General features: G+C 41.1%; 12 protein-coding genes and 2 tRNA genes. 7 read left to right on the top strand and 7 right to left on the bottom strand.

The annotated features are described in order from the left end of the window. Nucleotides 1–6 precede the first annotated feature (6 nt). From K7X70_RS07120 to K7X70_RS07135, 4 genes are read left to right on the top strand one after another with little or no spacing between them, the layout of a single operon-like run. A complete protein-coding gene (locus K7X70_RS07120; RefSeq protein WP_222536388.1) occupies nucleotides 7–702 on the top strand; it encodes a hypothetical protein in 696 nt (231 codons plus the stop codon). Next, a complete protein-coding gene (locus tag K7X70_RS07125) occupies nucleotides 699–1,838 on the top strand; it encodes a cystathionine gamma-synthase (protein WP_222536389.1) in 1,140 nt (379 codons plus the stop codon). Before K7X70_RS07120 ends, K7X70_RS07125 begins: the two co-directional genes overlap by 4 nt. A 16-nt stretch (nucleotides 1,839–1,854) precedes the next feature. Further along, nucleotides 1,855–2,727 (top strand): TIGR02757 family protein, encoded by an 873-nt coding sequence (locus tag K7X70_RS07130; RefSeq protein WP_222536390.1) that lies wholly within the window; start codon nucleotides 1,855–1,857, stop codon nucleotides 2,725–2,727. A gap of 53 nt (nucleotides 2,728–2,780) precedes the next feature. Next, nucleotides 2,781–3,293 carry a YdeI/OmpD-associated family protein gene (locus K7X70_RS07135; RefSeq protein ID WP_222536391.1) on the top strand — a complete coding sequence of 171 codons (513 nt, stop codon included), beginning with the start codon at nucleotides 2,781–2,783 and terminating at the stop codon, nucleotides 3,291–3,293. A gap of 4 nt (nucleotides 3,294–3,297) precedes the next feature. On the opposite strand, the gene K7X70_RS07140 is transcribed toward K7X70_RS07135, so the two are convergent. From K7X70_RS07140 to K7X70_RS07170, 7 genes are all read right to left on the bottom strand, one after another. Next, on the bottom strand, nucleotides 3,298–4,026 hold the full coding sequence (locus K7X70_RS07140) for a polyprenol monophosphomannose synthase (protein ID WP_222536392.1): 729 nt from the start codon (nucleotides 4,024–4,026) through the stop codon (nucleotides 3,298–3,300). Nucleotides 4,027–4,128: 102 nt separating this feature from the next. After that, a complete protein-coding gene (locus K7X70_RS07145; RefSeq protein WP_222536393.1) occupies nucleotides 4,129–5,682 on the bottom strand; it encodes a peptide MFS transporter in 1,554 nt (517 codons plus the stop codon). A gap of 64 nt (nucleotides 5,683–5,746) precedes the next feature. Next, entirely contained in the window at nucleotides 5,747–7,516 is a 1,770-nt protein-coding gene (locus tag K7X70_RS07150; protein WP_222536394.1) for a peptide MFS transporter, read from the bottom strand. 182 nt (nucleotides 7,517–7,698) lie between these two features. After that, nucleotides 7,699–8,619 (bottom strand): hypothetical protein, encoded by a 921-nt coding sequence (locus tag K7X70_RS07155; RefSeq protein WP_222536395.1) that lies wholly within the window; start codon nucleotides 8,617–8,619, stop codon nucleotides 7,699–7,701. Further along, nucleotides 8,620–9,798, bottom strand: coding sequence for an acetyl-CoA C-acyltransferase (locus K7X70_RS07160; RefSeq protein ID WP_222536396.1), 1,179 nt, complete (start codon nucleotides 9,796–9,798; stop codon nucleotides 8,620–8,622). 72 nt (nucleotides 9,799–9,870) lie between these two features. Further along, nucleotides 9,871–10,056 carry a type II toxin-antitoxin system antitoxin gene (locus K7X70_RS07165; RefSeq protein ID WP_222536397.1) on the bottom strand — a complete coding sequence of 62 codons (186 nt, stop codon included), beginning with the start codon at nucleotides 10,054–10,056 and terminating at the stop codon, nucleotides 9,871–9,873. A gap of 12 nt (nucleotides 10,057–10,068) precedes the next feature. Next, complete coding sequence (locus K7X70_RS07170; protein WP_222536398.1) at nucleotides 10,069–10,926, bottom strand: SPFH domain-containing protein; 858 nt, start codon at nucleotides 10,924–10,926, stop codon at nucleotides 10,069–10,071. Between the two features lie 227 nt (nucleotides 10,927–11,153). Between K7X70_RS07170 and K7X70_RS07175 the strand changes: the two genes are divergently transcribed. From K7X70_RS07175 to K7X70_RS07185, 3 genes are all read left to right on the top strand, one after another. Beyond that, entirely contained in the window at nucleotides 11,154–13,160 is a 2,007-nt protein-coding gene (locus K7X70_RS07175) for an HD family phosphohydrolase (protein WP_222536523.1), read from the top strand. 91 nt (nucleotides 13,161–13,251) lie between these two features. Further along, nucleotides 13,252–13,338 (top strand) — tRNA-Ser (locus tag K7X70_RS07180). A gap of 88 nt (nucleotides 13,339–13,426) precedes the next feature. Next, nucleotides 13,427–13,500: transfer RNA gene (locus tag K7X70_RS07185), tRNA-Pro, on the top strand. Nucleotides 13,501–13,502 lie beyond the last annotated feature (2 nt).

Genomic DNA, 13,502 nt, shown 5'->3' on the forward strand with positions numbered 1-13,502 from the left:
TAAACCATGGATACAGAAAACTACGCGAAAATACTGACTGAATTTGAGAATAAAGCCTCTTTAAAACAGGCCATTTACAGAAATACAACGGAAGTCTTTGAGCTGCTCAAGAAGCAGCTCATGAAGACGGCCAGCAAATTGAAAAGCGATTATCAATCCAAAGATCCTTCGGTAGAGATCGATTATAAAGAAAACAATAAGTTTGAAGTACAACTGAAGTTTTCCGGAGATATGATGGTGGTATCGATGCACAGCAATGTGTTTAACTTTGGCACTGGTCATTCGGTTTTTCAAACAAATTATGTAAAAGAAGATCCTTCAAGAAGTTATTGCGGCACTATTTATATCCATAATTTCCTGGCAGATTCTATTAAGTATAATCGTCTGGCAGATGAAGGCTCGCTCATTGCAAGGCTGATCATCAATAAAGAGAAACATTTTTTAGTAGAAGGAGAAGGGGCTTTGGATTTCCTGTACCAGGATTTTTCCGCTAACCTGGTGACTGAAGAAGCGCTGACAGATATCATTGAAAGGTCAATTTTGTTCTGTCTGTCTTCGGATTTGATTATTCCACCTTATGCGCAAATAAAAGAAGTAACTTTAAATCAGAAACAATCCATGTTGGCCGCAAGCGGTTACCCGACAGGAAAACACCTGGGGTATCAGTTTAAGGCTGAAACAGAACAAAATAATAACCTATGAAGTTCGCAACAAAAGCTATACATGCAGGTCAGGAACCTGACCCGTCTACAGGAGCAGTAATGACTCCAATTTATCAAACTTCTACCTATTGGCAAAAATCTCCTGGTGACCATCAGGGTTTTGAATATTCAAGAGGTACCAATCCAACACGTAAGGCTTTAGAAGATTGTCTTGCTGCTTTGGAAAATGCTAAATATGGTTTGGCTTTTTCAAGTGGAATGGGTGCTACGGATACAGTTTTAAGACTGTTGCAGCCGGGTGATGAGGTGATCACCGGAAACGACCTTTATGGTGGTTCTTACCGGATCTTCACTAAAGTGTATGCGAAATATGGCATTAAATTCCATTTCCTGGACTTGTCCAAGCCAGAAAATATGCTGCCATATATCAATGATAAAACGAAATTGGTATGGATTGAAACGCCGACAAACCCGACGATGCAGATCATCGACATTGAAGGTGTTGCCAAAATCACTAAAGCGAAAAACCTGATTTTAACGGTAGACAATACTTTTGCTTCTCCTTATCTTCAGAATCCCATTGATCTGGGTGCCGACATTGTGATGCATTCGGTAACTAAATACATCGGAGGTCACTCTGATGTAGTTATGGGTGCTTTATTAGTGAATGATGAGCAATTGTACAAAGACCTTTGGTTTATTTACAATGCTTGTGGTGCTACACCAGGACCTCAGGATGCGTTTTTAGTATTGAGAGGAATTAAGACCCTTCATTTACGTATGAAAGCACATTGTGAGAATGGTGAAAAAGTAGCACGTTTCCTTAAAACCCATCCTAAAGTAGATAAAATCTATTGGCCAGGTTTTGAAGATCATCCTAACCATGACGTCGCGAAAAAACAAATGCGCGGTTTTGGCGGTATGGTGTCGATCACTTTAAAAGGTGCTGACCTTCAGGAAACCTTTAGAATCGCTTCTTCTTTCAAAGTATTTACCCTTGCAGAATCACTAGGTGGTGTAGAATCCTTGATCAACCACCCGGTAAGCATGACGCATGGTTCTATTCCGAAAGAAGAACGTGAAAAAGTGGGTGTAACTGATAACCTTTTGCGCCTAAGTGTAGGAGTAGAAGATATCGACGATTTAATCGCCGATTTAGAACAAGCATTGAGTTAATTTAACACAAGAAATATTGGAATTCCTGGAACTGAAAGACTTTTTGGACTATAAAGTGGAGCAATACAATAAGCCAAACTTTATTACCAATGATCCGATTTGCATTCCGCACCGTTTTTCTAAAAAACAAGATGTTGAAATTGCCGCATTTTTTGCGGCAATTTTAGCTTGGGGGCAACGCAAAACGATCATCAATAAATGTACAGAGTTGTTTGAACGCATGGACAATGCGCCTTACGACTTCATGCTGCAGCACAGTGATGATGACCTTAAAGGATTGCTGGGCTTTAAGCACCGTACCTTTAACGATACCGATCTGCTCTATTTCATATCCTTCTTTAAGTTCCATTATGAACAATCCGATAGCTTGGAAACGGCATTTCTGGTACCATCTAAACCTGTTTTCAGGGAAGAATACCTGGAAGAAATTCCGGTTGCTGCTGCGGGTAAAGGCTCGAAAAGATATGCTTCCGCTGCCTGTATGCTGCCGGATTTAGATCGTACACCGCAAACAGAACAAGCATTAAACTACTTCAGGTCCTACTTTTTTAGTCTGCCGGATTTTCCAAGAAGAACGATTAAACATGTTTCTTCACCACTTCAGAAATCTACCTGTAAACGCCTCAATATGTTTTTACGATGGATGGTGAGAAAGGACAATAAAGGCGTTGATTTTGGACTTTGGAACACCGTACAGCCAGCAGATTTAATCTGTCCATGTGATGTTCATGTGGATCGGGTGGCGCGCAAATTAGGAATGATCAGCAGAAAACAAACGGATTGGCAGACTGCAGTGGAATTGACTAAAAAGCTTGCTGAATTCGACCCTGCAGATCCTGTAAAATACGATTTTGCCTTATTTGGGTTAGGTGTTGAAGAAAAGTTTTAAAGGATTTACGTTTCAGCTTTTTATAAGTAGAAAGGCTTTCTTAATTTTAAGGTATGGTAACTTTTAAAGCAGAGATTGAACGTTTTGCCGAAATGGGAGAAAAAACAGGCTGGACTTATGTTTTCGTCCCCTTTGCCATTGCCAATGAAATCAAAGCAGATTGCCGGAAAAGTTACCGGGTCAAAGGAATGCTGGATCAGGTGGCAGTTGCCGGAGTAGCACTGGTGCCTATGGGCGAAGGCGATTTCATCATCGCGCTGAATGCGCCACTGCGAAAAAAGCTTAAAAAGGATAAAGGGGCGGTGCTGGAGCTGTGTCTGGAGGAAGATCTGGATTTTAAAATCCTGATGCCGGAGGACCTGGAAGTTTGCCTTTCAGATGAGCCGCAATGGCTGGAAAGCTTTTTAAAGCTTCCAAAATCCCACCAAAACTATTACATCAAGTGGTTGAATTCCGCAAAAACGGAAGCCACAAGAACAAAAAGACTGGTCAAAATTGTTACTGCGATGGACAGAAACTGGGATTTTGGAACAATGATGCGGGATGGAAAACCCCGCAAGGAATAAGGAGTTACCTATTGTAATTCCTAAACCAACTCCAAACTTTCATTTGAATCACCCCAAGAAAAGCTTCCCTGAAAATACGGGTGCTCATTTTAGAAGTACCTTCTGTACGGTCGGTAAAGATGATTGGAACTTCGACTACCTTAAAGCCATATTTGATCGCTGTGAACTTCATCTCAATCTGGAAGGCATAACCTACAAATTTAATTTTATCCAAAGGAATAGTCTCTAAAACGCGTCTTGTGTAGCATTTAAATCCTGCAGTTGCATCTTGAATGTTGATCCTGGTAATTATGCGCACATACATGGAAGCAAAGTACGACATCAATACCCTGTTCATTGGCCAGTTCACCACATTTACCCCATTTACATAACGGGAACCAATGGCTAGGTCCGCACCATTTACACAAGCTTCACGAAGCCTGATCAGATCGTCTGGGTTGTGAGAGAAATCCGCATCCATTTCAAAGATATACTGGTATTGCGGACGGGCTAATGCCCAGCGGAAACCATGAATATATGCCGTACCTAAGCCCAGCTTTCCTGTTCTTTCTTCGATATGAAGGCCAGGGAATTCTTGCTGTAACCCTTTCACAATGCTGGCTGTTCCATCAGGAGAACCATCATCAATAATTAGGACTTCAAAAGAATAAGGCAAGGAGAAAACCTTTCTAATGATCTTCTCAATATTTTCTTTCTCGTTGTAGGTAGGGATTATAATTAGACTGTCTGACACGTAATATAAATTTAGGAGCGAAATTATGGATTCTTAACGAAAAAACCCTCAGTATATTCTATATACTGAGGGTTAATCCTATTAAATCACAAATAAATGAGATTATTTGACATCTCCCATTAGTTTTCTTACCAATGGAGATAGGATTATTAATAATATTCCAGCAATTAAGGCGTAAATAGCCAGCTGTTTATAACCTTCTGTGAAGGTGATTAATTTTTGAGCTGTGGTATCATTGTCTCCGCCCTGTGCCATCTGTGCACCTAAAATACCGGCTACATACTGACCGTAAGCACTGGCCAGGAACCACATGCCCATCATTACACCCTGTAATTTAACCGGGGATAGTTTGGTCATAATGGATAAGCCGATAGGAGAGAGGCAAAGTTCACCGAAGGTAATTACCAAGTACGACAAGGTAAAGGCGTCTAAAGAAGCAATACCTTGCGCGTTAGCAAAGAAACGGGTGCTATATAGGATAAAGAAACCACCTGCGAGGAATAAAAAGCCCAATCCGAATTTCACTACGGTATTTGGTTCGATCTTTTTCTTTGCCAATCCAATCCATACCAGACTGAAGATAAAGGCAAAAATGATCACAAAGAAAGAGTTTGCAGAGTTGTTCACACCATTTGGATCAAGTGTGATCACCCCTAAAAGTTTATCGTCCAGGTTTCTTGCTGCAAAAAGGGCCATAGAGCCACCACTTTGTTCGTAAATCCCCCAGAATACAATGGAGAACAGGATAAAAATGATCGCTGCAATTAGCTTTTTACGCTCTTCCCATCCGTATTTACTCATTTCATAAATGATGTAAACCAAGGTAGCAGGGCCGATGATGTACATGAACCAATCGGTATATTGTGTTTTGGCTACCATGGTCATGATCACAGGAATAATGGCCAGTGATCCGGCGTATACTGCATAGTCGTACCATTTTCTGTTGATCGCTTTGGTTTTGATTACGGCTGGTTCAGCAGGCAATTTTCCATCCAGGCTTTCTGGTAAAATCACCGTAACCTCTTCGTCTTTAAAAGGCGATAATCCAATAGGACCTAAGCTCTTTTTAGTGAAGATGAAAGTCAGTAAACTGATGGTCATTACAATTCCGGCAAGGCCGAAAGCCAGATGCCATGAATAGGTTTTTCCGAGGTAAATACAGGCGTAACCACCCAATAGGCCACCAATATTAATACCGGCATAGAATAAAGAGAAACCGGCATCACGACGTGGGTCATTCCCTTTGTAAAGGGAGCCTACCATTGTTGAAATGTTGGGCTTAAAGAAACCAGTGCCGACTACGGTGAAACTGATCCCTAGGAAGAAGAATTGGTGTGGATCGTAGGACAGGATTGCACTGCCGACGATCATCAGGATTCCACCCCAGAACAGGGATTTCCGGAAGCCCAGGATTTTATCTGCGAAGAGCCCTCCGATAAAGGTGAAGGCATAAACGAAAGCTTGAGTGGCACCGTATTGAAGGTTGGCATCGCCATCTTTCATCATCAATTGCGTCACCATGAAATAGGTGAGCATTCCCCGCATTCCGTAGAAACAGAAACGTTCCCACATTTCTGAGAAGAACAGGTACCAAAGTTGTTTTGGATACTTGCCCTTAAAATTCTGTATTTGTTCTAGAGTAAGATTTTCAGCCATATCTTAATTGTAATTGTTCTGTTAGTAAAAAAAGCCTTTGGAGAGTTCCAAAGGCTTGATTTTTTTATTTTACACCGTGCATCAGGCGTTTCATTAATGGAGTCAGCATCATGATGATCAGACCTAGTCCGATAGGGATAAAGGTGAAGATCAGGAAGAAGGTAGTCATTGAATATTTTGAAGTGATCTCATCGATCATACCACCCATTGTACCCGCAATTTTGTTACCAATAGCGATGGCTAAATACCAGATACCAAACATAATAGCGATCATTCTTCCAGGAACAAGTTTACTTACATAAGATAAACCTACCGGAGAGATGAACAATTCGCCCATGGTATGGAAGAAGTAAGCCATTACCAGCCAGATCATACTTACTGAAGCTACAGCAGCACCCTGAGGGATGGTACTTGCACCATAAGCAAGAACGGCGAAACCGATTCCCAGAAGAATCATACCGAATCCGTTTTTAAACGTAGCTGAGGGATTGTATTTACTTTCCCATAGTTTAGATACGATTGGTGCACAGCTGATGATGAACAGCGAGTTCAGGATACCGAACCAGGTGGCTGGAACTTCTGATTTTACTTCGCTGTATTGGTTTTTAAGCATATAGATTACAATCACCCAGATGATGATGAAACCTGAAGCTAAAACAAGGTTACCGATAGAATATTTACCGAAAGTTTTAGAGAACAGCTTTAGCAATACATAAGAGATGATCACTAGAGGAATCACTGTAATCATGGTGTTGACTATATTGAAAATCACCTTGGAATCACCTGTTAAAATACGTTGGGTATAGTCCTTTGCAAAGATGGTCATTGAACCACCTGCTTGTTCAAAAGAGGCCCAGAAGAAAATAGTAATGAAGGCCAGCACAATTACAGCGATCATTTTATCGCGCAGTACTGGTGTATATTGACTGATCCTTTTCACTAAAATGAATATGAAAAGCACCAATGCAGTGATGATCATGAAATTGCTACCTTCCATACTGCCTACATTAAACGCAAACAAGTTCATGCTGGTGATTTTGGAAACCGGATCATTGATGATCCAAGATAAGCCAATTATAGCAATCAGACCGATCAGTAATAAGTCAAATTTAGAGAACGGGTTTCTTGTGCTTTCCTCAAGATTGTCAGAAACTTCTTCTACTTCGTTTTTAATCGGTTTTAAACCGATATTACCGAAAATCCCTTGAGTGAAATAGAACTGAACCATACCGATAAACATAAAGATACCGGCTAAACCGAATCCATAAGCCCATCCCCAGTCTTTGTTTTCTCCGATATATCCGCACAACAACATCCCTAAAAATGCACCAGCGTTTACACCCATATAGAAAATGGTATAAGCACCATCCTTTTTCTCTGGGTGTTTTTTGTACATCTGTGCAATGATAGAGGTCATGTTTGGTTTGAAGAAACCATTACCTACTACCAATAGACATAGGCCCAGGTACATGAAGAAATGGTCGATTTCAATGGCCATAGATAAATGGCCTAAAGTCATTAATAAGGCACCTACAATTACTGCCCAGCGGTAGCCAATGATCCTGTCGGCAATATAACCTCCTAAGATTGGGGTTAAGTAAGCTAAGCCAGTATAAGAACCATAAATCGCTAGTGCATGAGCTCTTGGCCATCCCCATCCTGGATTGTCTCCGATAATGGAAGAAGTCAGAAAAAGCACAAGCAATGCGCGCATCCCATAGTAGGAGAATCTTTCCCACATCTCCGTAAAGAATAGAACAAACAGACCTGCTGGATGTCCTAGTACCTTACTCTCAAAAAAGTTATTTGGAGTGTCCAAATTTTGTGCATTCATGTGTTGGTTTTTTTGTGTAATAATTTATTGAAAGGTTCAGTTAGTTCTTATAAATAAATAATGGAGAGGGCTCTGTTTTGGTAAGATTTTTGTTTGATATTAAAATAAACCATCGCGCAAGATAGGCACCCGGAGTCAAACTCACAAATTTTTAAAGTAGTTTAAGCCAGTGTAATCATCCTTTAGAGCTTCTTAATAGGTTGGATCTTTTTATCTTTAGGGTCGATATAGAGCTCGTCCATTGCATTGGGATCATTCTTTAGTTCCACATTCTCAACGAGTTTAAGTTTGCCTCCGGCTACTTTATACGCATCAAAACTGAGGTCGGAAGCGTAATATTCAAAATTTCCTGTCATTTCTTCGCTGAAGGGAGCAAGGTGATCAAAAACGATCATGTTTACGCTTTTGTCCATCGTTAGGGTCATTGAATTGAGTTTGTTGTACTCAAAGATGACGCGGTTGAGACCTGGGTTTTTCGGCTGTACGAAGATGGCTTTTCCGAAGCTCGGTTCGCCATTTTCAAAGGACAATATTTCGATTACTTTTTTGGAGGTTTTGCTGTTGTTTCCTTTCCAGCCCAGTAAAGCATAGACAGGCGATTTACCTGCTCCGCTGATGGGAACCATCTGGTAGTAGTAAGCACCATACCAGTTTTTATTGCTGGTGATGGCATTTGGATCTTTTAGCTGTTCTGTATTGTCGATTAGCGGGAATAATTTTAGCTTCCCATCTTTACTGGCTACTTGTATGGCACCGAAATAACGGTAAGTACCATCGTCTACCGGGAGGTACCAGCTGAAAATGCGGAAGGATTTATCCGGGGCACTCAGGGTAGAGATTGTTTTTAGGGAATCGAAGGGGTAGTTAATGGATCCTGGAGTTTTCAGTGATTCCACCAATGTTTTTATAAAATGTGCATTCGCTTCAAAGCGAGACTGATTGTTCTGGGCATTCTGTGCCTGAGCGCTGATACGGATTAAAGAGTCCTGGAACCGGACCATTGCCGGATTATTCGTGAGCAGAAAGCTATGCTGCGCATGAACCATTGTCATTGCGCAGCATAATATCATTACCAACAGGATCGATTTTAAAGCTTTAAACATTTAGCTTAACTTTTCAATAACAATTGCGCTGGCACCACCGCCACCATTACAAATTCCGGCTACGCCGATTTTTCCGTTGTTTTGGGCCAATACTGCGAGCAAGGTCACTACGATTCTGGCACCAGAGGCACCCAGTGGATGTCCAATGGCTACGGCGCCGCCATTTACATTTACTTTTTCTGCATTTAATTCCAATAACTTGTTGTTCGCTAAAGAAACTACAGAGAAAGCTTCGTTGATTTCAAAATAATCTACGTCGCTGATATTTTTACCTGCTTTTTTTAGGGCAAGAGGAATTGCCTTTGCTGGCGCAGTAGTAAACCATTCTGGTGCTTGCTGAGCATCTGCGTAGGCCAGGATTTTTGCCAATGGCTTTAATCCAAGTTCCTTTGCTTTATCAGCGCTCATCAGTACCAATGCAGCAGCCCCGTCATTTAGAGTCGAAGCGTTTGCTGCGGTTACGGTTCCATCTTTCTTGAAAACTGGTTTTAAGCCAGGGATTTTATCGAATTTAACAGCGAATGGTTCTTCATCTTTGGAGATGAGGGTCACTTCGCCTTTGCGGTCTTTTACGGGTACAGGAACGATTTCTGAATCGAATTTCCCATTATTTTGTGCAGCCTGGGCTTTTTGATAAGAGCTGAAGGCAAAAGCATCCTGATCTTCGCGGCTAATTTCGCATTCTGCAGCGCAGAGTTCTGCGGCAGAACCCATATGGTAATCATTATATACATCCCAGAGGCCGTCTTTTACTAAGCCGTCGGTGAGCTGACCATGGCCTAAACGGTATCCGTTTCTTGCTTTATCTAAATAGTAAGGAACATTGCTCATGCTTTCCATGCCGCCTGCAATGATAATGTCGTTTTCGCCAAGGGCGATGCTTTGTGCTGCCAGCATGATGGCTTTGGTTCCTGAAGCACATACTTTATTGATGGTGGTAGCAGGAAGGTCCGGTAAACCGGCAAATTTTGCGGCTTGTGTAGCTGGAGCCTGGCCAATATTTGCGGACAATACATTGCCCATATAAACTTCCTGAACGTCAGCAAGGCTGATACCCGCTTTTTCTACAGCAGCCTTAATGGCTATACCACCCAGTTGGGGAGCTGAAAAACCTGATAATGAACCACCAAAACTTCCTATCGGGGTTCTAACTGCAGATACTATAACTACTTCTCTCATTGATGCTTTTTAATTTTGGTTGAAAGCAAAGTTAAGTAATTAGTAGTATCTGCTGGTTAAACTCCATCGTTTTTAACGAGGCTCATCTGTATCATTTTTGTTTATTCGTCGTTTTCTTTTCGATTTCACCGCTTCATTCAACAGGTACTCAATCTGCCCGTTTATGCTCCTGAATTCGTCATTTGCCCAGTTCTCAATCTCTTTGAGCAGGGCAGGGCTGATCCTCAGTGCAAAAGCTTTTTTATCTTTTTCAGACATGTTTTATAAGGGTTAATTGTATAGCGTACCGGTATTCAGGATGGGCTGTACATTCCTTTCACCGCAAAGCACCACCAATAGGTTACTCACCATGGAGGCTTTACGTTCTTCATCAAGTTCTACGATATTTTTTTCTGAAAGCCTGTCCAATGCCATTTCTACCATACTTACTGCACCTTCAACAATAAGTTTTCTGGCCGCAATTACTGCCGTAGCCTGTTGGCGCTGTAGCATGGCACTAGCAATTTCCTGTGCATAGGCTAAATGTGAAATTCTGGCTTCAATCACTTCAATTCCTGCTCTCGACAAGCGTTCGCTCAACTCTGCTTCCAAAAGGGAGCTTACTTTTTCTGCGCCATCTTTTAGCGTGATGGTGGCTTCTTCATCTTCAAAGTTGTCGTAAGGGAAGATATTGGCCAGATGTCTGACTGCCGCTTCACTTTGAATCGCTACATATTGCAGGTAATCTTCCACTGCAAACATCGCCTTTGCAGTTTCCTGAATTTGCCATACCACAACAGCTGCAATTTCAATCGGGTTTCCTAGTTTGTCATTTACCTTGATCTGATGACCATTCAGGTTTCTCGCTTTTAAGGAAACACTTTTTTTAATCGTTAATGGGTTTACCCAGAAGAAACCGTCTGTTTTTACGGTGCCAACATACTTTCCAAAGAGAGTAAGTACTTTAGACTCATTTGGATTGTTGATGATCAGCCCTGGTAAAACCAGAATGAAGTTAATGGCAAGGGCAATCGCGCCAATCGCATATTGCTTACTGGCCAATGCATAGATTCCGCCGCCTAACAGTGCGAGGAAGAGCACAAATGTAAGGTAGCCCGATGGGGGAGTGATGATTTTTTCCTGATACATAATGATATTAATTTGATATCATAAATTGACGAAATAGTTTTCATAAAAGCAAGGATTTTCTCTGTAAATCAGATCCCTTCGCAGGATTACCTGTCTCAAAAGCCGATATGAGGAAAAATTGTATTATTTTTGAATGAAATCAATTTTATATCATTTTGGCAAAAATCAAAAAGAATTCCCACAGGGTGCTTTATCGTAAGTATTCATCAAACATCAAATATGTAATGATGGTACTGTCTGTATTGATCATAACGGTGTTTTTACCTAAACAACCCAGGTTCAGATATGAATTTGAAAAGGGGGAGATCTGGAAAAATAAAGACCTGGTTTCTCCATTCAGCTTTGCGATCTTGAAAACAATCCCTCAGGTGACGACGGATAAAAAGGACGCATTGAACAATGTACTGCCCATCTATAAGATGAACAATGAGCTAATTCACAATGTGGAGGAAGCTTATTCCAATGAATTTGATGTGAAATGGAAAACCAATGCTTTTCCTGAAGAAGATAAGGCGGCTTATAAAGCTTCTTCCTTAAAACTGCTGGAATCGATTTACAACAGAGGCATCATTGCGATGAATGTAAAACATCAGAAAGGGAATAAATACTATGATTTTGCGCTGTTGAACAATAATATCAGTAAGAACCTGAGTACTCAGGATGTTTTTACAGTACAATCTGCGTTAGAATACTTTGAGAAGAATTATACTTCAGTGAACCTGAAAGTTAAAGAGATGATTGTTGGGCTGGTGGAAGATCATTTGCAGCCCAATATTATTTTCGATGAAAAGCTGACTAATATTGTCCAGGAAAATACGATCAACAGTCTTTCTACTACCCGGGGGATGGTACAGAAAGGGGAGCTGATCATTGCGAAGGACAATGTGGTGGATGACGAAATCTATCAAAAGTTACTCTCTTTTAAAGAGGCTTATGAGGCACAAACGAAAACTATTGGCGATAGTAAACTGGTTTACCTCGGACAAATTTTATTGGTAGGCTTTATTGTCAGTTTACTGATGTTCTTTTTAAAGTTGTTCAGGAAGGATATTTTTGCGGACAACCGTCAGCTGTCTTTATTGCTATTGGTGATTACCACGATGCTGCTGTGTTTGACCTGGGCGATTAAATTGAACCTGCCTAGCATCTATTATATTCCCTTCTGTATTGTACCGATCATCATCAGGATTTTGTTTGATACGCGTTTAGCGCTGTACCTGCATTTGCTGGTGATCCTGATTGCCGGTTTCTTTGTACCGAATAGTTTTGAGTTCGTCTTTTACCAGATTACTTCGGGGATGGTGGCGATTTATAGTATCAGAAACCTGATTAAAAGAGAGCAATTGCTGCTGTCTGCTTTATTCATCCTTTCGGCCTACTTTGTTTCCTTCCTTGGGATTGGATTACTGAGAGAAGGATCATTCTCTGAGATTGAGTGGATCAACTTTGTGCCTTTCATTATCAGTGTGCTGCTTTCATTGCTGGCTTATCCGCTGATTTATGCTTTTGAAAGATTGTTCGGCATCACTTCCGATGTGGCTTTAATTGAATTGACGAATACGAATAATAAATTATTAAGAGAGCTGGCGTTTAAAGCGCCTGGTACCTTCCAGCATTCTTTACAGGTAGCCAACCTAGCGGAAGCTGCGATCTTTAAAATAGGAGGGAACTCGCTATTGGTAAGGGCCGGTGCCTTGTACCATGATATTGGTAAAATTGAGAACCCTCAATACTTTATAGAGAATCAAAATACAGCGCTGAGTCCGCATGATAAGCTGCCTTATGAGCAAAGTGCTCAGATCATCATTAAACATGTTCATAAGGGCATAGAAATTACCCGCAGACATCAATTACCGGAAAGTGTGATCGATTTTATCAGAACGCACCATGGAAATACCAGGGTAGATTATTTCTATCAGTCGTTTTTGAAGAACTCTCCGGAGAAATTTGTGGACGAAAACATCTTCCGTTACCCTGGTCCGATCCCTTTTTCTAAGGAAACTGGGGTATTAATGCTAGCAGATTCAGTGGAAGCAGCCTCAAGAAGTCTTAAAAATCCGGACGCGCAAAGCATAAATGACCTGGTCGAAAGGATCATTAACTATAAATTAGAACAAAATCAATTAGATAATTGCGATATTACTTTAAAAGATTTAGAAACTATAAAGTTGATATTCAAGACTATGCTGATGAGCATCTATCATGTGCGTATAGATTACCTACAAAATGTTTAAATTTTTTTTGGAACTACCAATCATCTTCCTATATTTGCAATCCCGAAAAACAGCAACGGTTTTTGTTTAAAGCGGGAAAGTTAATTGAAAAGGAGAGGTGCCTGAGTGGCCGAAAGGAACAGTTTGCTAAACTGTCGTACTGGCAACGGTACCGCGGGTTCGAATCCCGCCCTCTCCGCATAATTAAAGACAACGATAATTAGGTCTTACCAAAATAATCAGTGTTTTTACAGTCCTTCGAAAGAGGAATAAAGATGATACCAGTTCGGGGTGTAGCGTAGCCCGGTATCGCGCCTGCTTTGGGAGCAGGAGGTCGTAGGTTCGAATCCTGCCACCCCGACA

It is taken from the genome of Pedobacter polysacchareus (genome assembly GCF_019802255.1).
Classification (GTDB): Bacteria; Bacteroidota; Bacteroidia; order Sphingobacteriales; family Sphingobacteriaceae; genus Pedobacter; species Pedobacter polysacchareus.